We start from the raw sequence: 20,634 nt of genomic DNA on the forward strand, positions 1-20,634 counted from the left end.
AACTTATTAGGTAAGGCTCACCTAAGTTCTACATATGTACAGTATTAGAAATTGCGTATTTTGAAAAGCCGAACTTTGCGAAAATACGCTCATCGAGACGAGTGCCACGCCATGTCTACATCAATGAACCTAGCTAGCATCCCCACTCCTCACATACTTCCATTACCAAACCACGTTGGCGCGCCACCAACAAGAAGGTGACGCGCCAACAAGAAGCAATAAAACATTAACCTCGCTGCGAGATTACTGCGAAGATGTGCCAAGATCTCCTGAAGTTTCATCATCGTGAGTAGACATAAGCCTAATTCCCACGGCCAAGCCTCCCCCAACGATAGCCAAATAGACCACCATCATAATAACTGCCGATGTCGTCATGATCATTCCCCTTCCTTACCATGCTGAGCTACCTCAGCGTCAAAATCATGTGTTCTGCCTGCATCCATCTGTGCAGTTTTCTTTAGATCGAAGGCAAACTCAGCAGGTGCTTCAAACTGAGTACCTTGCGCCCAAGGCAACCGACTCAAAATAAATGAGCCCACCCAGATCACTACAGCTAGACCCCAGCCATAAACTAGTAGCTGCGTGGCGGTATAGCCTCCGTAAGGGTTAATTAGCAATTCGCGAGTATCACCCACCAACGTCACGGCCAACACAATTGGAGTTACTACGCCAACAGCGCCAACCCACCAACCGCGAGTGCGAATCGTGGAGATAGCATCGAGATGACGCGAGAGAACTGGGAACATCCGCAGCCCCCAACCAACAATGACGAGCGTAACTAGAGCGATTGCCACAATGCCGAAAACGTTGATGAACTTATCCATGATGTCGAGGGTGCCCAGACCCGTCGTCGTTGGGAATAAAGCTACTGATACAAGCGCTGCAAAACCACCAACCAGAATTACTGCCTTGCGACGAGCCCAGCCGAACTTATCCATCGCAGCCGAAATCGGAACTTCAATCACAGAAAACATTGAGGTAAAGCCCGCTAAGAAAAGCGAACCAAAGAACAACACACCAAACAGTGCTCCACCTGGCATCAAGGAGATGATCTTCGGGAAGGCAATGAAAGCCAAACCGATACCCGAAGATACCACTTCACCAACTTCTTGACCAGAGCTCATCGCCATGTATCCCAATACTGAAAAAACACCGATGCCGGCCAACACTTCGAACGAAGAATTTGCGAAACCAACAGTCCAAGCGGTTGTCGTCACGTCAGTACGGCGCTTCAAATACGATGCCTGAGTGAGCATAATGCCAAAACCGACTGCTAGCGAATAGAAAATCTGACCATATCCTGCCATCCATACCGATGGCTTTAACAACGCAGACCAATCTGGGGCAAAGAATGTATTAAGACCTTGAGCTGCTCCCGGTAAGAATACCGCGCGCACTGTAATTGCTAAGAATAAAACAATCAGTAGCGGAACAGCTATTTTAGAAACCTTGCCAACCCCATGCTCGACGCCTTTTGACATCACGAACAACAAAACCAGCCAAATACCTCCCAAAACCAGCGTTAAACCCGGAAGATAGCCGCCAGTAAAAACTGAGGAGCCGTCGAGTTGGAGGAATTCGTTGAGGAAGAAAGCCTCGGGATCATCGCCCCACGCTAAGGTGATCGAATAGTAGGTGTAGTAACCAGCCCAAGCCAAAATAGCCATGTAGTACACCGAGATGAAGAAGGTCACGAGTGTTTGGACCCAACCTAGGACTTCGGTGTGTTTGGAGATGCGACGAAAAGCTAAGGGTGGAGCGCCACGGAACCGGTGACCGATTGCGTAGTCGAAGAAGAGCATCGAAATACCACCGGTGACCAATGCGATGACGTATGGAATGAGGAATGCTCCCCCTCCGTTTTCGTATGCGATATACGGAAAACGCCAAATGTTTCCCAGGCCGATGGCAGAGCCAATTGCAGCAGCAAGAAATACTGTGCGAGACGACCAGACTTCTCTCGTCTTTGTTGTACTAGACATAAGGGTACACCTTCAGTATTGATGGGTTTTATCGGATGTCGATATGAAAAAACCCCGGACGTGGTTTGTGTCTCGGGGTGGGTGTGCAGTACTGCGGATGGCGGCTACTCTAGCCTGCACACCCGCTAATAATCTCTAAACCGGTACCTAACACGTCATTGACGTTATCATTACTATTTTTATAACGTCAAATTAATAAGGCCGGCATGTAACCAAGGGCACATTACTAGCGCAAATATGTCTCCGAGCTTTCCTGGCGTTACCTTAGCGCTAGTTTATCGAGATGTTTGGGTGAGCGTTTAACTAAGAGCACGACGATTGCGATCACCGCCAGCGTGAATTGTGGCAATAGCACAGCGATGGCAACACCCATGTCTGCCAGGACTCGATCGCCGATATCGATCACGAGTAGCGGGGTGACGTTTACAATCCAGTGGATCATTGCCGCTAGAATCGCCCGTTGCCACCACGATCCACCAGTCACCATTTCTAAGCCCAGCGAGATCGCAATACATGTGGCAGCGAATAACACAAAGACCAGCGGATTTAGGAGCATGTGACCATGCCATGATGCCCAAATAATACCAACATACACGGCCCCTGCGATCGTGCCGAAACGCTGGACGAAGAGTGGTTGGAGAAATCCGCGCCAGCCGATCTCTTCTAAGAACGCACCAAGAAATTGGACGGTGAGGAAACCGACCAATGCCCAGTCAGTAAAAACGGCAGCGAAATTAACAACTTCGTGGCGTACTGCCAGTATGCAGGCAAAGCCTAAGTATGCGAGACATAGGGCGGCTACTAGTAAAAACCGGCGTCGAAAAAATCCTTTTGAGGCTGGAGCAAGCAGAAGATAGTTCGTGAGGGACTCGCGATAAAAATACCAAGCGGTTGCCAAGCCTAGAGCTGGACCGAGCTGCGGGAAGGCGATGTAGTTGAGATCTACTGAGAGTAGAAGTTGCAGGCCAGCGAGCGCGATCGAATAGGTCAAGGTCGATAGCAGAAACACTGCTAGGATGTGTTTGGGGAGTTTGCGTACCGATAGTCGTTTAGTCATGCTCCACTTTAACTTAAATCACGGTTCCGCCGTCGATAATCTGGGCTGGAAAATACACTGAAGAAATATCGCCTTCGCCATTAAACAGCGCAAGAACCTTATCCACGCAGGTTCGGCCCATCTGATAGCGATCCGTACCACACTCGGTCGTGAAGGAAAAGTCTGCAGAATCAATAGGATATCGCGCACCGAACGTTATCAGCGAATAGTCTCGCCCCACATGCAATCCAGATCGCGGCGAAATGGATACCAACGTCGTTAAAGCCTCTGCGTTATCGCCCATCACCACAGTATGGCGATCGTAATGCGACAACTGGTCGAGAATTGGGAAAGCGCTCACTGGAGATGACGGCAAACGCAATAGTGAAACATCTACTCCCGTGCGCACTTGAGCTTCACCGATTCCACGAATAATGACATCAGTGATGCGCGCAAAATCTGAGCGATGCTCGCAGCGAACCACGACGATACAGCGTTGATGCCCACGTTGGTGCGCATATTCGACCCCACGCCGTCCAATATCCATAAAATCTGATTCCACAAACGGAACCCGATCTGTACCAGGTGAACCTAGAAATACGCTCGGGATCTGCTCTTCTTCCACCACGCCTTCGCGCCAATCGTTATCAGCAACTTCCATCATGATCAGCGCGTCAACCATTTTCGATCGCAAATAGGCTCGAAACGTCTCCGGATCATCGTGTGCAACAACTGGAATAGTGAGCATAATGCCATGTTCTGCCGCACGATCACGCATTCCAGCAATATATTCGCCAGCAATCTGATCGATTCCATGCTCGCCAACCCCGAAATGCAACCCGATTGTACGCAGCGAACGAGCCGCTAAATTCCCGGCCCATCGATGCGGCACATATCCTAACTCGTCAATCGCCTTTCGAACACGGGCTTGAGTTTGCGCGGAGGTGGGACGTTGCCCGTTAAGCACATAAGAGACGGTTGATGGCGATACGCCAGCGCGTTTCGCCACATCTGCACGAGTCGCCATCAACCTACTCTTTCATCAATTCTCAGTCAGTGTGGGAGGAATAATCTCTACGATAGCCAGGCTGCGGTATTGGCAGCAATATCAATACCACCTGGAACTACCCGGCAGCTTCCCGAAGATAAGTCAATGGTATATTCTCCCGGAATAACCACCGGTTCGCTAGCCATGTTAAGTACCAGCGTCAGCTTGCCATTGCGTACCACCAAGACTTCGTCATTTTCATGATCGATCCAGGTAATATCACCGTGACCTATATCGTAGTGCCGACGCCGATCAATTATCGTTCGATAAAAATTCAAGACCGAATCTGGATCGTCTTGTTGACGTTGGGCTGCATATTCATGCCAATACTGTGGCTGCGGTAGCCACGGATCGGCTCCGAAACCGGTATCTTCAGGGTCTGCTTTCCATGGCAGCGGCACCCGGCAACCATCTCGCCCGCGCACCTTATAGCCGGTACGCTCCCACGTAGGATCCTGACGCGCCTCATCAGGCATATCGGTTACTTCTGGCAACCCAAGTTCTTCACCTTGATAAAGGTACACTGAGCCTGGCAAACCAAAAGTAAACAAGGTCATTGCTAAACCTCGCTGCAACCCCAGCTCGCGATCAGGCTGGCGATCTCCAAGACCAATACCACCTTCAGTGTCATAGCCCGGCTCAAAGCCAAAGCGTGAGGGGTGGCGAACGACGTCGTGATTGGACAAAACCCAGGTAACTGGAGCGCCCACTTTGCTCATTTCGCTCAGGGTTTGGTCAATAATCATCCGCAACCGCTTCGGACGCCAACCGCACTTGAGATAATCAAAATTAAACGCTTGGCTCATTTCCTCTTCACGCACATATAACGCACCACGCGAGGGTGGATCAACCCACGCTTCTGCAACGAGCATTCGATCACGCCCATATTCATTGAGCACGTTACGCCATTGCCGATAGATCTCATGTACACCGTCTTGATCGAACATTGGACCTGAATCAAGCGCATCTGGATCACGGTTGTCATCAGCCCAACGATCTGTTCCACGCAAATCGTCTGGCAGGCCATCTTGTTTCACCAAGCCATGCGCTACATCAACCCGGAATCCATCAACTCCCAGATCACACCAGAACCGCAGATAATCGATAAAAAGCTGGTGTACATCGTCATTATTCCAATCGAAATCAGGCTGCTGGGGAGCAAATAAATGCAAATACCACCAGTGACGATCTTCTTCACGCCCGGTTAACGGCTCAACCGGAGACCACGCTGGCCCACCAAACATCGACCCCCAATTGTTCGGCGGCTGGCCTTGCGAATAACGGAAAATATAACGGGCACGCTCGGGCGAATCATGCCCGGCACGCAACGCCTCTTGGAACCAACGGTGTTGATCAGAAGAATGGTTAGGAACGACGTCGATAATCACCTTTATTCCTACTGCATGCGCCCGCGAAATAAGTTCTTGGACCTCATCTAAGGAACCATACTCGGGGTTAATATCGAAATAATCAGCGACGTCGTATCCAGCATCAGCTTGCGGAGATGGATAGAACGGCGAAATCCAGATCGCATCAACGCCCAAGGCACTCAAGTAATCAAGTTTTTCGATGATCCCCGCAATATCTCCTAAACCATCACCATTCGTATCGTTAAAGCTTCGCGGATAGACCTGATAGATGACCGCGTTTCGCCACCACTGATCAGCGTCAGAGCGCACAACCATATTCTTCCTTTCGTTTTTCTGCATATTAGTCTCCCTGCCAGTGCGGCGTCCAAAATCCCTTGCTGGCGATCTACCGCCTCCCATCTCCACCGCGGCGTTAAGTTAGCGCGGCGTTAAGTTAGGCAGTAATACGTTATTTCACACCACCAGCGGCAAGACCAGCAACAATGCGTCGCTGGAAAATCAGAACCAGAATAACGAGCGGAATCGTCACCACAATTCCCGCCGCCATCTGTGAACCGTAAGGAGTTTCAAACTGTGAAACGCCACCGAACTTCGAGATCGCTACCGGCGCGGTTTGCATGGCCTGATCGTTAATCATCGTTACCGCAATCATAAACTCATTCCACGCCGTGATAAAAACAATGATCGCCGTCGTAAAAACACCAGGTGCCGCCAAGGGCATAATGATCTTGCGGAACGCTTGGCCCGGAGTGCACCCGTCAATCAACGCCGCCTGCTCAAGTTCAACCGGCATCTGCCGGAAAAAGCTATGTAGGTTCCATACTGCTAACGGCAATGCGAAAGACAGCGAGGGCAAAATCATCGCCTGGTAGGTATTGATCCAGCCAATATCGGTAAACAGCTGCAACAGCGGAACGATGATCGCCACAATCGGGAACATCGACGTCGCAACGATCACCGTCAAAATGAAAGTTTTCCCGCGGAACTGCAGTCGAGCCAAAGCATAAGCAGTAAACGTGGCAACGACAAGGGCTAACACCGTCGTCGTCCCGGCAACAATCACTGAGTTCACTAGGGCTCTACCAAAACCGCGAGAAGGATCGAAAACCGCTCCGTAGTTTTCAAAACTGATCTCACTAGGCCACAGCGAGGTTTCAAAGATTTTCGTCGCTGGACGAATCGAGGAGATGAACATCCAATAAAACGGTGCTAAACAGAACACAACGATGCCGATAATCCCCAAGACAGAGGAGGTGTTGGACAACCCTTGGCGTAACTTCTTCACTTTCATGCTACTGCCTCCTGAGTATTTCGACTACGTTTGCGCGCCAACCGCGAATTCGCAAACAACTTACGTAACGGAATCTTGGATTTTTCCTCTGCTCCGATCACTTCTGCGCCGGCAACTTTAATAAAAGCAAACGCGATAAGGAAAACGTATGCGAACAGCATCAAGGCATAGGCGGCAGCTGAACCATACCGCAAATTCGAGGCTTCATCTTGAACCAGCATAGACAGTGTTTCCACAGATCCTTTGCGCGCACCGATCAAAATATAGGGTAGGTCGAACATCCGCAACGCATCAAGTAACCGGAAGAGCACGGCAACAACGAGTGCAGGTTTGACTAGCGGGAGGGTGATCCGGCGTAAGCGCTGCCACGCATTGGCACCATCGATCTTTGCCGCTTCATAGACTTCGTCCGGGATAACTTGCAAACCGGCAAGCGTCAACAAGCCGATAAACGGCGCTGTTTTCCACGTATCGGCAACAATAATGGCCATCTTTGCCGGAATGTCAGAAGTTGCCCACAAGATCTGAGTACCCAAAAGCGCATTGGCTGCACCGTGGGCATCAAAAATCCACTTCCACAAAATAGCCGATACCGCTGTTGGAATCGCCCACGGAACGAGAATCGCAGCACGCACCAGCCCGCGCCCGCGCATAGCCCGATGCATAATGAGCGCCATCGTGATGCCTAAAATCGTCTCTAGGCTGACCGTTAATAGCGCAAAGATCGTCGTATTTGATGCCGCATTCCAAAACCGCTGCCCAGATTCACCGATGAACATATTGGCATAGTTTTGTAAGCCCACGAATGGCGCGGTTTCATTAACAAAGCCAGTTTCCGGATCGATACCTTTAACACCAAAGAGCGATTGGTAGACGGCGGTCAAAGTTGGGAAGATGACGACGATAGTAATGATGAGAATTGTGGGTGCTACTAAAAGCCACGCTAGGCGGCTTTGGCGCCGAGCCGCGTCACGCCGTTGTGGCCGCGCAACGATGGAATCTAGTCGAGTATGAGTAGTGCGTGACATTCTCATGGTTGTCCTCTAGTTCAGGGAAGAATACTTCACAAGCAGGAAGAAAGTGGTGGGGCAGTATTTGTGCTACCCCACCATCTTCACGTTACTTCACAAGTTCATTGAGCTTCTTCGACAGCTGAGTGATGGCTTCATCAGCTGAAGTTTCGCCCTTGAGCGCCGGGAAGATTGCATCTTGGATTGCTGCGGTAACGTCACCGTAGTTGGCAACCTGTGGGCGTGGTGCGGCTGCTTCAATCGAAGCTTTGAGCACTGGCAGGTAGGGGTAGGCTTCAATATTGCTCGGATCATCATAAAGAGCTGTGTAGGTTGGAGCTAGTGACATTTCCTCAAGCTGGTAGTTCGAGATTTCCTTTGAGGTATAGAACTTAACGAAGTCGAGTGCGGTTGCCTTGTTCTTGCAGTAGGTGGAAATAGCTGCGTTGTGGCCGCCGAGGGAGGAAGCACCAACTTTTCCAGCTTCAAACCCTGGCATTGGGGCAATGCCGAACTTGCCGTCCATCGTCTTTTGCGTCAAGGAGTATTGGTATGGCCAATTGCGGTAAAAGACTAGACGGTCACCTTCAAATGCGGCTCGTCCTTCTTCTTCTTTGTAGGTCAATGCTTCTTGTGGGATGAAGTTAGACTTAAAGCCATCGATCACTTTTTGCAGACCGTCTCGAGCTTGTTGGGAATCGACGACGACTTTACCTTCGGCGTCAACAATTTCTCCGCCCGCTGAATGGATAGCTTCATCAATGTTGACTGTTAGACCTTCATATTTAGCGAACTGACCGCCATAGCAACCGATGTTTTCGTGTCCGGGGAGTTGGCGAACTGCTTCACATTGCTTTTCCATATCGTCCCACGTCTTTGGAGCTTCGGTGATGCCGGCTTGTTCGAGGAGATCTTTACGGTAATAGAGGAAGCCACCGTCAGATGCGTGTGGCATCGCATAAAGTTTGCCGCGATATTCTCCTGTTTTCCACACCGGTTCCATAATTTCTGACTTGGGGAATTGATCAGCTGGAAGCTCATCGATCCAGCGATTTGCCGCAAATTCTGATACCCATACGTTATCGACGGATAGAACACAGTAGGCATCTGATTTGGTTTGTGCGTTTTGGATCATGGACTGACGCTGCTGGTCTGCTTCAGTGGAAAGCTCAACTAAGCTAACTTCTTCATCTGGATGGGCTTTATTCCACTGGTCGATAATATTGACGAGCTTTCCAGAGTTGTCTTTTCCTTGGACGTAGGTGATTGGGCCGCGTCCTTCAAATGATCCTGATTCTGGTGTGGCAGCATCGTCGCCGCCACTGCATGCACTAAGCATTGATACAGCCATACCTAGCGCCAAAATGGTAGAAAATGTTTTCTTCATGCTGTGAAACCCCTTTGTTATCGAGCATTGACATAATCATCGACGCGCGCCGATAAACCAACTTTACCACACCGTATGCTCCACGTCACATCAAGGATGTTTTAGAGGAGATGTTCGGCACATTACACGTTGCACATTTGGGCAATATCACCCCATCATCGCGGTAAAATTTGACTGTATTCACATCCGTCGCGGCAAGATTTGCACACCGATACTCTGCATAGAGCATTCGAAAAACTTGCTCTGCGATCAACGACACTACTAGGAACACCATGCCTCAATCACTGACACATAAAGCTAAAGCAGCTTTCTTACTCGCCGTCGTCCTTATTCTTTCGGCGTGCGGTGCAAAAGTGACCACTGCGGTCGATATCGCTGACGACGGTTCGGGTACCCGCACGATCACGTTGACCATGGAGCGAGATCCAGACAAGGAAAGCCGCATCAACGGCGGATTCGACGCCATCGATACCTCCATCAAGAAGCACCTACCGCCAGAACTTACCTACTCAGGTTTGACGGTTAGCGACGCTCAAGCAACAGCAAACCTAACCTTGAGTTTTTCAAGTTTCAATGACTACCGCGAGAAAGTGGCGAACCTCTTGGAATACTCCGGTGTGGAACTCAAACCACATATTTCCATTGTCAACTCGGATTCGCCACTTGCCAACGGCTTTAGCTACTATGAAAACTTCAGTTCCACCGACCTGATCGAGTGGATACCACAATCACTCGTCACCGACGGCGTTATTAGCCAAGAAAATAAGTCCAGCGTCTTCGCCACCAGTGAACCAGGGAAGATTACTGCGAAGGGGAAAACCTACGACGTCGAATCAGGTTACCTTGACGTTAAAGACAGCGCCGACAACCGCTTTGCCAGTGTGTTCATCAATATCGATGAACTCGCCGACGGTTCATTCGAAACTATCGTCTACCTCGTTCGCGACGAAAAACCAGCAGGCCCCGTTATTGAACAGGAAGACGCATATCTATCGTCTATCGATATCGACGACGTCGAGATCGACAAAGCCGACAGCTATAGTTCACTCTACGAACGAACAATCAAATTTTCTTCGAAAGACAGCGCCGAACTAGCCAAGCACTTCGATAAAGTCTTCCTCACCAACAATACGAAGTTTGACTCCGAGCTCGATACCTCCACACCCTATTCACTTGAAATAACTACTAATTACACCGGAAGTATCGACACCTCCAAGATTGCCGATACTCGATTCGCCTACATATCTCTCAGCCCGGTTGGCGCAGACGGATTTCCCGTATCCGTCGGAGATAACGCACCGCTTCCTGATATTTCCATGACCGTATCTCGACCAATCACCATTGATGCGTTCGACGTTGCGATGGAAGTCACAGATGATCACTCTTCAGATCTGACGATCAGCTTAAATATCCCTGCCGAGCAGGCCAAACCATTTGATCGTCTCATCACCGATAAACTCACTCCCCCTAAAGAGCTTGGTACGTTGTCAGTGACCGATAAAGGAGATATGCGCCACTACACAATCGAGCTCTCCGGAATCACTATAGATAACTCTGACGTGCTGAAGTTCTTGAATGGCACGGCTTACGCCACCACCACCGAGCCAGGCAAAGACGCAGACTACTTTGTTGCAATCCAGATGTCACCAAAAGATTTCCTCGGAGTGCAAGCATCGAAGGTCTCCGCAATAATCACCTTGCCTGGTGGGGACACATTTGTAAATGATCGCGCACCGGGCACCTCGGATTGGAGGATTAATGGCGGACAAGCACTCCTTGATACGTTTGCGGAAGACATTAATTTTACTGCCGGAGCTGTGCAACATTCCCAGATAGGTCTATATATCGCCATCGCGCTTGGTGTGCTGATGCTCATTGGTCTGATCTTGGCATTCGTGTTCCGCAAGCAGCTCAAGGCAAAACTAGCTGCCAACCGCGAAAAGCGCCAGGCAGCGGCAGCAGCTGCGACAGTTGCACAACCGCAACCACAAACACCTACCGGACCTGCTGCAACACCGACACAACCACAAACACCTACCGGACCTGCTGCAACACCGACACAACCTGGTCCAAAAGACTTCGACGACTCTGACCTCATTTAGGTCATAGCACTCATAGACTCCCTATAGTTTTCGGAAGTAGTGTTTCGAAAACCATAGGGAGTCTACTTTTAGCACTGCGGAAAATCTCAGCCCTCGACGTCGTCGTTAAACTGCACAAACGCTCGCAACTGCGCACCTAAATAGTCTCGAATCTCGGTGAACCCACAGTCTTCATAGAAGGCTCGTTGGCGCTCTTCGTCGTCTGTAAGCAACACCTTTTGCCGCACACTCGCGTATGGAGCCAACGCATACGAGAGCAATCGCCGTCCAACACCCATCTGTTGGAACTTCGGGGAAACAAGGAGATCTTGGATATAAGCTATCGTGGCACAATCCGAAATGACTCGACACAAACCGATGAGCTCACCATCCTTGCGAGCCGTAACCACCCGCGTTGAATGCTCCAAACCACGCATTAGCACGTCAAGGTGACGAGTATAGGATGTCCAACCAACAGATTCATATAAGGCACGAACCTCGTCACGAGTGAACCTATCTGAGTCAGAAAAAACTATCGAGTCAATCTCCAACGCTCTATCCTCTTTTACTGTAGATCTTGGCAACACGCTCACAACTCTCGATGGTCAGTGTTGTTGCGACGGCGGTCAAATACAATACCTGCGCGTGTGTCGGCTACCGCTGACCAGCGTATTTTCATACACGCCACCACAGCTTTCGATAACTTTACGCGAACCGAGATTCGTTTCATCGCAGGTTAAAAGAATACGCTCAATCTCTAAAGTATACGCATAATGAAGTGCCTGGCGAAGAATGTCGGCTGCGTATCCGCGCCGGCGAAAACGTGGGCGTACCGCATAGCCAATATGCCCACCATCGTTAAACAGAAACTCGTTCAACGAATGTCGAATACTCACCCGCCCCACCAGCTCCTGAGCAACGAAAGCGCCAAGAAACGTAGCTGGTACGCGCCCGGGAGCAAGATTGACACCCTTGGACTCATTATCGAGACGAGATAGATATTGCCTCCAGCTCTCATCCTCGCCTCGCATCAAGAAATCGAATCCGGTTCCTGCGAACTCTTCGTCGGCGAGCAGAGCCTGGGCTTCGTCGTCGGCAGTGAGCGGGCGCAACGTGAGCGGCAACAATCGCATGCCGATACCTTTCTAACTAGCTACCAACTGAAGTGGTTCGATATTCTCACGCACAGCCTCAATTTTATTCACCATCAACTTCTAGATCGTAACAGGTTTGAAGATTGATCTAAAAATGCGGTTCCATCCCGAAATACCGGCCTAGCCGCAAGGCAGTGTCGGCCGTGATGCGTCGGAAACACCATAACTTTCTCCTAATAATGGTATCGGCAAGCAGCTATATATACTGCCGTCTCGGTGTACTTAAAAACGAGGCGATGTTCATCAGAGATCCTGCGCGACCAATATCCGGCAAGCTCATATTTCAATGGTTCCGGCTTCCCGATACCTTCGTTTCCGTTGCGCGAAATATCTTTAAGCAAGAGATTGATTCGCTTCAGCATCTTCCGGTCGTGAGCTTGCCACCATAGGTAGTCTTGCCAGGCGTTCTCATCCCAGACATATTTCACGCGATTCACTCCGCTTCAAGGAGTGGCTGAGTTGTACCTTCTCCCGCTTCTAATCGCTCGACAGCATCAAATAGCCTGCGCGCATTGCGCGGTGACCGCATCAAATACGCGGTTTCTCGCAGCGAATTATAGTCATCGAGCGAAACAATCACTGCAGAATCGTGACCTTTGCGGGTAATGATGACCTCTTCACGATCTTCAACAACCGATTTCAGAACATCTGCATAATGTGCACGCGATTCAGAATATGACATAGTTTTCATAAGAACTCTCCTTGTACAACTAATTGTACATCTCACCCGGGTATGTGCAAGATTTCGCCAAAACGCGCTACAAATGAGATAACTAGGCTCCTGCCCCTGGATCGAGTGTGCACTGAAACGGGGAATAGCCTTCCGGCATGACTCGCCGGCTGGTACTCCCCAGAGCCGGGGAGCCGCCACTGCCCGGGCAATCCAGCTTCCACCTAGCACCCCACCCCGCTCAACAAAAAACTGCGGGAGCCATTGGCTCCCGCAGCAAATAATAAAATCAGCACTCACACGTTGAACATGAACTCCACGACGTCACCGTCGTTCATCACATATTCTTTGCCTTCCATACGAACCTTGCCATGTGCTTTCGCTTCGGTCACCGAGCCGAACTCAACGAGGTCATCGAAAGAAATCACTTGCGCCTTGATAAATCCACGCTCGAAATCGGTGTGGATCACGCCGGCTGCTTGCGGAGCAGTCCAACCCTTGTGGATCGTCCATGCGCGTGCTTCTTTAGGTCCGGCAGTTAAATAGGTTTGCAGACCGAGGGTATCAAAGCCAACACGCGCCAGCTTGTCCAAACCGGCTTCATCTTGGCCGGTGGATTCGAGCATTTCGCGGGCTTCTTCTTCGTCGAGCTCAATGAGTTCGGCTTCGAACTTGGCATCGAGGAAGATAGCTTCGGCGGGCGCAACCAACTCGCGCAGCTTGGCTTGCATATCGGTATCTGCCAAGCCTTCGTCGTCAGTATTAAAGACGTAGATGAATGGCTTGTTGGTCATCAAATGGAAAGTTTTGAGGATCTCTGGGTCAAGATCGCCACCGGCGGCGTAAAGCGTTTTTCCTTCTTCGAGAATCTTCAGGGCTGCTTGGGCAGTCTCAACCACTTCCTTAGCAACCTTGCGATTGGTCAGTTCCTTCTGCAATCGGGGTAGTTGCTTTTCCAGGGTCTGGATATCAGCCAGCACGAGCTCGGTGGTGATGGTGTCAATATCGGAGGCCGGATCGACGCGACCATCGACGTGAGTGACGTCTGGATCTGCGAACGCACGGGTGACTTGGCAGATTGCGTCGGCTTCGCGAATATTAGCTAAGAACTGGTTGCCCAAGCCTTCGCCTTCGGAGGCACCGCGCACAATTCCTGCAATATCAACGAAAGACACCGTTGCTGGCAGGATCTTTTGCGACCCGAAAATTTCCGCGAGCCTGTTCAGCCGCGGATCAGGTAGGGGCACGATCCCCACGTTTGGTTCGATGGTGGCGAACGGGTAGTTCGCTGCCAGCACGTTTGCACGGGTAAGTGCGTTGAACAATGTTGACTTGCCGACGTTGGGCAGTCCTGCAATTCCAATAGTTAAAGCCACGTGGTCTAGTTTAGTTCACCGTAGTGTTTACGTCACGTTAGATGAGTGTGGGATTGCTTTGATTTAACGACGACGGTGAGCGGTCACGTTACTCGTCACGCAAAGTATGTGGGAGGCTCGTTTTACACTAAAGCTATGACACTTCCACTCAGTATTTTTATCATCGTCCTTGTCCTCACCGCCGCCTGTAGCGCTACCCTAGGTTGGATAATCGGGCGGCGAAGCACTGCTAGCCAAGAAGATAGGTTGCACAGTCAAGTGCGCGAGTTCCGCGATCAATCACTGTTTTTACAGGGCCAACTCGAATCACTCCAACTCGAAAATCAACATCTGCATAGTCGCATCACCTCTCAAGGTGAAACGGCGCAAGCGCTAGCTCCCATTGCCCAACAGCTCTCTGCAGTTGATTCCTATGTCCGAGCTTTGGAATCAAAAACTGTCCATCATTTTTCGGCGATCACCACTCAGCTACAACACGATGCCAAAATTTCTGCCCAACTATCGCGCACTACAGAATCCTTAGACGCCATGCTGCGCAATTCTTCAGCGCGCGGCACCTGGGGTGAAGTCCAGCTGCGCCGCATTATCGAAGTAGCTGGAATGCTTCATCGAGTCGATTTCGATGAACAGCTTTCCACATCACAGTTCTCCGAAAGCTCCCAGGGCCGGGGCCGGCCAGATGTTACGGTTCATCTTCCTAACGGCGCTCACCTAGCAATCGATGCCAAAGTTCCGATGAGTTCCTATATTGCTGCCTTTGAGATTTCTGCCAACGATGCTGAGCGAGCCAGTGAACGCCAATCGTTACTCCACGATCACGCCAAAGCTGTGCGCCAACACATCAACGCCTTAAAGAAGCGCAACTACCCAGCTGATTTTCCGCAATCGCCACAGCTAACAATCATGTTTTTACCCTCCGAAGGCTTACTTGCCCAAGCCCTAGAATCTGATCCGCAGCTCCTTGAAGATGCGTTGAGTGAGGGAATCATTCTCGCCTCCCCGGCTTCACTGTTAGCATTGCTACGTTCGGTGGCTGCTATTTGGCGTTCGGCACAAGCTTCGGAGCAAGCCCGAGAAATCGTTGCGGCAGGCAACGAACTCGTTGACCGGCTCTCGGTCTTTGTCAAACACCTATCTAAGCTCGGCGTTAATCTAACCAATGCAGTCAAGTCCTATAACAGCGCAATGTCGTCATTAGAATCGCGAGTGCTGGTAACCTATCGCAAGTTCGATGCTCTCAACGATAAGATCAGCGATCTGGAAACGGGTTCATCGGTAGTAGATCCCGAGCATGCCAGCACGCGCGCGCTCACTGCCCCGGAATTGCTAGAGTCACGAGAACACAGCGAAGCATAGGGAGCAATGAACACCCTGGCCGTGAACATAGGGGGTCGTGAACACAGAAGGTCATGCACACAGGGAGCACTTTAGCTTCGGTTGCGGTGCATTTTCTGTGCCAGCTTAGGATTCAGTGGCTTCTTCGTCCCGGGCTAGGCGTCCGGTGCTGCGTGCGGTAGACCTGCGCGAAGCGGTCTTTTCACGAGCCTTGTGTGGGCGATCTACATCCACCCCGGTAGCTTTCAACTCACCGCGCAGATTCTTCGGCAACGAAAAATGCACATCTTCTTGAACAGTGAATACCGGCTCCACTGAGGTAAAACCCCACTCTTTGAGCTGATCAACAACATCGCGCACCAGGATCTCTGGCACCGATGCCCCTGAGGTCACGCCAATCGTTGCGGCCCCCTCGAGCCAGTCACGCTCTAGCTCTTCGGCCTTGTCAACTCGGTAAGATGCGCGGGCACCGCCTTCCAAAGCAACCTCAACCAAGCGGACCGAGTTCGAAGAATTAGCCGAACCAACCACGATCACAACATCACATTCGGGAGCCATCTTCTTCACCGAACCCTGGCGGTTTTGCGTCGCATAGCAAATATCGTCACTGGGCGGATTCATCAGATTCGGGAAGCGCTGGCGCAACAACTCAACCGTCTTCATCGTTTCGTCAACCGACAACGTCGTCTGCGAAATCCACACCACCCGATCAGGGTCACGCACCTGAACGTGGGCAACATCTTCTGGACCGTTAACAACTTGGATATGATCGGGAGCCTCGCCTTGGGTGCCTTCAACTTCCTCATGGCCGCTGTGACCGATCAGCAAAATATCGTAGTCCTGATCAGCGAAGCGCACCGCCTGCTTGTGGACCTTCGTCACCAGCGGGCAGGTTGCGTCAATGGTTTGAAGCATCCGGCGATGAGCTGCCTCGTGAACTGCCGGCGAAACTCCGTGCGCAGAAAAAACAACACGGGCACCTTCGGGGACGTCGTCAGTATCGTGAACAAAAATCGCTCCACGCTTCGTCAAAGTCTCCACCACGAACTTGTTGTGCACAATCTCCTTGCGCACATACACCGGCGGGCCATAAAGCTCGAGCGCCTTTTCCACCGTATCGACAGCGCGATCAACCCCGGCACAGTAACCGCGCGGGGTAGCAATCAAAATGCGTTTACCTTCGTCGTTGGGCTCGGAAACGATGTCGGCCGGAAACGCCGAAGCACCCGCCAACGAAACCGTCCCAGCTTTTACAGGGTTCTCTTCGATTCTCACGAACCCAAGACTAACAGCTCCAACTCCCTCCTGCTTATTACCTCGTGCACATTCGACCATTTTCGCGCTGGGACTTTCGCCCAAAATTTCAGCGGCGCACGCACCTTAAAATTGAAAAGAATTATCTTCGGCACTGAAAGTACCGACATTCATTGAGAATAGGTCGTTAAAGCCCATGAGCGCAACGGTTACCATTCCGGTTGGCCTGCCGCAGGTGGCCCGGGAAACAACCCCCGAACACCCGTGGCCATTACGTCTGCTTAACGCGAAAATCGCTGAATATGTGTCGAAAATGTCACGGCTGTGGGTTGAAGGAGAAATCATTACCCTCACTCGCCGCCCTGGTGCTAAAGTCCAATTCTTCACCGTGGCAGACCTCGAAGATAAAGCCGCAATCACCTGTAAAATCTTCACTCACGCCCTGCCCGAAGGAATCGACTCCGGTTCTCGCGTCGTCATGTTGGCCAAACCGGACTTTTGGACTGGGAACGGCACGCTCTCCTTACACGTCGATGAAATTCGCACAGTGGGACTAGGCGATATCCTGGCCCGCATCGAAGCGTTAAAGAACAAGCTCGCCACCGAAGGGCTCTTCAGCCCAGCACGCAAAAAACCACTGCCGTTCTTGCCACATACCATTGGCCTGATCGTCGGGCGTAACACCAAAGCACTCCACGACGTCCAAGTAAATGCCCGGACGCGATGGGCCAGTGCCCGCTTCGAAGTACGCGAAGTTGTTGTCCAAGGCCCAACTGCCGTCCAAGAAATCCTTCCAGCACTTGCCCAACTCGATGCCCTGCCCGAAGTTGAGGTTATCGTTATCGCCCGCGGGGGCGGATCGGTTGAAGATCTCCTGCCGTTTTCAGACGAGCAGCTCGTGCGGGCAGTAGCCCAAACTACAACCCCCGTCGTCTCAGCCATCGGGCACGAAACCGATAATCCACTTCTCGATCTCGTTGCAGATTTTCGCGCCTCAACCCCAACCGATGCAGCACGCTCAATCGTTCCAGACGTCAGCGAAGAATACACCAAGATCCACCAAGCACTCGCCCGCGGTCGCACCGCCATGAACTCACTGCTTGAGCGTGCCCAGGCAGATATTCTCACGCAACGCTCCCGCCCAGTTCTCGCCCACCCCCAATCGCTTCTCCAAACTCGAGAACTAGAACTTAACCAACTGCGCCAATGGTTGGATAACAATTTTGACCGACTCTTAACCCACCACACGTCCGCCATAGAATCCGCACTAGCCCACCTGCGAGCCCTTTCCCCACTTTCGACGCTCCAACGCGGCTATGCAGTCTTACGCACCGAATCCGGCGTCGTCACAGGTGTGAATATGGCAAAACCTGGCACAGCGCTCATCGCCCAACTACATGACGGAACAATCACAACCACAGTAACGTCAGCTGAAAGGACAACCTCATGAATCCTCGCGACCCTCAAGAACTCGACGCCCAGGTCGCCACACTCAGCTACGAAGAAGCACGCACCCGGCTCGTTGATACCGTCGCCAGACTAGAACAAGGCAATATCCCACTCGAAGAAGCCCTCGAACTGTGGGAACTAGGCGAAGCACTCGCCCGACGATGCGAATCCTGGCTCGCCGGCGCCCGCGAACGCCTCGCCCACGCCCAAGAACAAACACGCGCAGTGCTCGATACTGACCCAGGTGACAACTAAATGTCATCCTTTGTAGTGATCGGAGAATCCCTCCTCGACGAAGTCCAACGCGGCACACTTCGCACCATCCATCCAGGCGGTGCGCCCCTGAATGTTGCCGTTGGGCTGGCACGTCTCGAACGTGACGTCACCTTAATCACCCGCATCGGCCAGGACGACGACGGCGAAACAATCATACGTTTTCTCACCGATTCTGCAGTGCGGCTATACCCTGGATCGATCGATCATCACCCAACCTCAACCGCACACGCCCAACTCGATCCACACGGTAACGCCAGCTACACCTTTGATGTACGCTCAGATTTTCCGCCCCCGCCAACATTACAGCACGCACTCAAACCACGCCTAGTCCATATCGGTTCACTTGGCGCCCATCTCGAACCAGGTGCAACTACGCTACGCTCCTGGCTATCATACTTTGGCGACTTTTCAACAATCTCCTACGACCCAAACGTACGCCTAGGCTTAATGGGACCTCCAGAAAAGCTACGCCGCGAAATCGATGAACTCATGCCGGCAATCGACGTCGTTAAGGCTTCCATCGACGACATGGCAGCTTTGGGCGGGCCAACCGATCCGCACGCGAGCGCTAACTATTTCCTAGACCGTGGCGCCCAACTGGTTGTGATAACAATGGGAGCACACGGACTCCTTCTAGCTACCGCCACAACACAAGTGTATGTTCCGGCAGTAGACATACCGGTAGTCGATACAGTTGGTGCGGGAGATTCTTTGATGTCTGCACTCATCGACGGGCTATCTCGGATGAGTTTTTTAGGTGGCGAAGACGGCGAAGCCTTACGCGATATTTCCCGGCAAGGACTTACCTCACTGGGCGCTTACGCCGCTGCGGCAGCTGGTATCACAGTGGCACGTCCGGGCGCTCAATGCCCTACCCGTGAAGAACTATCATCGTCGATGGATCTATATTCCAGCGATCTTTTGTAGTAACCACCGGCCTGCGCCGCCCAACCGGGCTTACCGGCGTCGTCACTTTCCTTTGCGACGCTCGCGCAACGAGTAGTCACGTAACGCACGCAAGAAATCAATACGGCGAAAATCCGGCCAATAGGTTTCGCAAAAATAAAGTTCGGTGTGAACCGTCTGCCACAGCATGAAACCACTCATACGCTGTTCGCCAGAGGTGCGGATAATCAAATCTGGATCTGGTTGGCCCTTAGTGTAAATATGATCGGTAATCGCATCGACGCTAATTGAATTAGCAACATCGCTCAACGTTGCACCCGAGGCGGCCTGTTCATGGAGATAATCTTGAACGGCCTGCGTGATTTCTTGCCGGCCACCATAGCCAATTGCCACATTAACGATCATCCCGCTATGGTTCTTGGTGTGCTCTGCAGCAGCTCGTAGCGCATTGGCTGATTCACTAGGCAACAAATCGAGGTCGCCTAAAACTCGGATCTGCCACGAGGAATTAACAGCTAGTTGGCCTACTGCTCCCACAATAATATTAAGTAACTCATCAAGCTCTTTAGGAGAGCGCTGCAAATTATCGGTACTGAGCATCCACAGTGTCACAATCGATACACCGGCTTCTTCTGCCCAACCCAACACTTCCGAAATATGGTCTGCACCGCGGCGGTGGCCATGTGCTACCGGAGTGCCTAACGCTCGTGCCCAACGGCGGTTGCCATCGAGAATAATGCCGATATGGCGCGGAACATCAATCCCTTTGATTTCACGAGAAAGCCTACGTTCATAGATCCGATACAGGAAATCCATTGCGATCATCAACTCACCGCCTTTACTCACTAGATCTTATTGCTAGGCCTGCCCAGCTACTTGATTCACTCTCACATACATATCTCATGCCAAGATGATCCTATCCTACCCGTTGCTTACCCGAAGGGACATTTGCGCCATGATATCGGTATCAACATGACAGATATTGTGCAAGCAGGTATAAATCAGTGAG

20 protein-coding genes are annotated in these 20,634 nt (G+C 51.4%); 5 read left to right on the top strand and 15 right to left on the bottom strand.

Annotation, left to right across the window (positions count from 1 at the left end; genetic code table 11):
• Positions 1–243 precede the first annotated feature (243 nt).
• The 8 genes from NG665_RS07290 to NG665_RS07325 form a co-directional block, all read right to left on the bottom strand.
• Positions 244–381 carry a methionine/alanine import family NSS transporter small subunit gene (locus NG665_RS07290; RefSeq protein WP_252673051.1) on the bottom strand — a complete coding sequence of 46 codons (138 nt, stop codon included), beginning with the start codon at positions 379–381 and terminating at the stop codon, positions 244–246.
• On the bottom strand, positions 378–1,982 hold the full coding sequence (locus tag NG665_RS07295) for a sodium-dependent transporter (RefSeq protein ID WP_252673052.1): 1,605 nt from the start codon (positions 1,980–1,982) through the stop codon (positions 378–380). Before NG665_RS07295 ends, NG665_RS07290 begins: the two co-directional genes overlap by 4 nt.
• Before the next feature lie 259 nt (positions 1,983–2,241).
• A complete protein-coding gene (locus NG665_RS07300; RefSeq protein ID WP_252673053.1) occupies positions 2,242–3,039 on the bottom strand; it encodes a CPBP family intramembrane glutamic endopeptidase in 798 nt (265 codons plus the stop codon).
• A gap of 13 nt (positions 3,040–3,052) precedes the next feature.
• The gene (locus NG665_RS07305) at positions 3,053–4,045 is read right to left on the bottom strand and encodes a LacI family DNA-binding transcriptional regulator (protein ID WP_252673054.1); all 993 of its coding nucleotides are present in this window, start codon (positions 4,043–4,045) and stop codon (positions 3,053–3,055) included.
• 47 nt (positions 4,046–4,092) lie between these two features.
• A complete protein-coding gene (locus tag NG665_RS07310) occupies positions 4,093–5,775 on the bottom strand; it encodes a glycoside hydrolase family 13 protein (RefSeq protein ID WP_252673055.1) in 1,683 nt (560 codons plus the stop codon).
• 109 nt (positions 5,776–5,884) lie between these two features.
• The gene (locus tag NG665_RS07315; RefSeq protein WP_252673056.1) at positions 5,885–6,727 is read right to left on the bottom strand and encodes a carbohydrate ABC transporter permease; all 843 of its coding nucleotides are present in this window, start codon (positions 6,725–6,727) and stop codon (positions 5,885–5,887) included.
• Positions 6,724–7,755: a carbohydrate ABC transporter permease gene (locus tag NG665_RS07320; RefSeq protein ID WP_252674105.1), complete on the bottom strand. Its 1,032-nt coding sequence runs from the start codon at positions 7,753–7,755 to the stop codon at positions 6,724–6,726. The genes NG665_RS07315 and NG665_RS07320 overlap by 4 nt, the downstream gene beginning before the upstream one ends.
• 91 nt (positions 7,756–7,846) lie before the next feature.
• Positions 7,847–9,124, bottom strand: coding sequence for an ABC transporter substrate-binding protein (locus NG665_RS07325; protein ID WP_252673057.1), 1,278 nt, complete (start codon positions 9,122–9,124; stop codon positions 7,847–7,849).
• 272 nt (positions 9,125–9,396) lie between these two features.
• Between NG665_RS07325 and NG665_RS07330 the strand changes: the two genes are divergently transcribed.
• Positions 9,397–11,226, top strand: a complete 1,830-nt coding sequence (locus NG665_RS07330) for a hypothetical protein (RefSeq protein WP_252673058.1) — start codon at positions 9,397–9,399, stop codon at positions 11,224–11,226.
• An 86-nt stretch (positions 11,227–11,312) separates the two neighbouring features.
• Here the strand turns inward: NG665_RS07330 and NG665_RS07335 are convergent, their stop codons facing one another.
• From NG665_RS07335 to ychF, 5 genes are all read right to left on the bottom strand, one after another.
• On the bottom strand, positions 11,313–11,756 hold the full coding sequence (locus NG665_RS07335; protein WP_252673059.1) for a GNAT family N-acetyltransferase: 444 nt from the start codon (positions 11,754–11,756) through the stop codon (positions 11,313–11,315).
• Positions 11,757–11,831: 75 nt separating this feature from the next.
• The gene (locus NG665_RS07340; RefSeq protein WP_252673060.1) at positions 11,832–12,338 is read right to left on the bottom strand and encodes a GNAT family N-acetyltransferase; all 507 of its coding nucleotides are present in this window, start codon (positions 12,336–12,338) and stop codon (positions 11,832–11,834) included.
• 194 nt (positions 12,339–12,532) lie between these two features.
• Positions 12,533–12,787, bottom strand: coding sequence for a Txe/YoeB family addiction module toxin (locus NG665_RS07345; RefSeq protein ID WP_252673061.1), 255 nt, complete (start codon positions 12,785–12,787; stop codon positions 12,533–12,535).
• Between the two features lie 5 nt (positions 12,788–12,792).
• Positions 12,793–13,050, bottom strand: coding sequence for a type II toxin-antitoxin system Phd/YefM family antitoxin (locus NG665_RS07350; RefSeq protein WP_252673062.1), 258 nt, complete (start codon positions 13,048–13,050; stop codon positions 12,793–12,795).
• Between the two features lie 275 nt (positions 13,051–13,325).
• Positions 13,326–14,405 (bottom strand): redox-regulated ATPase YchF, encoded by a 1,080-nt coding sequence (ychF, locus tag NG665_RS07355; protein WP_252673063.1) that lies wholly within the window; start codon positions 14,403–14,405, stop codon positions 13,326–13,328.
• 135 nt (positions 14,406–14,540) lie between these two features.
• Between ychF and NG665_RS07360 the strand changes: the two genes are divergently transcribed.
• Entirely contained in the window at positions 14,541–15,761 is a 1,221-nt protein-coding gene (locus tag NG665_RS07360; RefSeq protein ID WP_252673064.1) for a DNA recombination protein RmuC, read from the top strand.
• 105 nt (positions 15,762–15,866) lie between these two features.
• Here NG665_RS07360 and NG665_RS07365 read toward each other — a convergent pair whose 3' ends face one another.
• Positions 15,867–17,015, bottom strand: coding sequence for a 4-hydroxy-3-methylbut-2-enyl diphosphate reductase (locus NG665_RS07365; RefSeq protein WP_435366674.1), 1,149 nt, complete (start codon positions 17,013–17,015; stop codon positions 15,867–15,869).
• Positions 17,016–17,190: 175 nt separating this feature from the next.
• Between NG665_RS07365 and xseA the strand changes: the two genes are divergently transcribed.
• Genes xseA through NG665_RS07380 form a run of 3 tightly spaced genes read left to right on the top strand, consistent with a single transcriptional unit; the run spans position 17,191 to position 19,646 of the window.
• Complete coding sequence (gene xseA / locus NG665_RS07370) at positions 17,191–18,444, top strand: exodeoxyribonuclease VII large subunit (protein WP_252673065.1); 1,254 nt, start codon at positions 17,191–17,193, stop codon at positions 18,442–18,444.
• Positions 18,441–18,698 carry an exodeoxyribonuclease VII small subunit gene (locus NG665_RS07375; protein ID WP_252673066.1) on the top strand — a complete coding sequence of 86 codons (258 nt, stop codon included), beginning with the start codon at positions 18,441–18,443 and terminating at the stop codon, positions 18,696–18,698. The genes xseA and NG665_RS07375 overlap by 4 nt, the downstream gene beginning before the upstream one ends.
• Positions 18,699–19,646, top strand: a complete 948-nt coding sequence (locus NG665_RS07380; protein ID WP_252673067.1) for a carbohydrate kinase family protein — start codon at positions 18,699–18,701, stop codon at positions 19,644–19,646.
• 42 nt (positions 19,647–19,688) lie between these two features.
• Here NG665_RS07380 and NG665_RS07385 read toward each other — a convergent pair whose 3' ends face one another.
• Complete coding sequence (locus tag NG665_RS07385; RefSeq protein WP_252674107.1) at positions 19,689–20,450, bottom strand: isoprenyl transferase; 762 nt, start codon at positions 20,448–20,450, stop codon at positions 19,689–19,691.
• Between the last annotated feature and the right edge of the window lie 184 nt (positions 20,451–20,634).

The organism is Arcanobacterium pinnipediorum, from assembly GCF_023973165.1.
Classification (GTDB): domain Bacteria; phylum Actinomycetota; class Actinomycetes; order Actinomycetales; family Actinomycetaceae; genus Arcanobacterium; species Arcanobacterium pinnipediorum.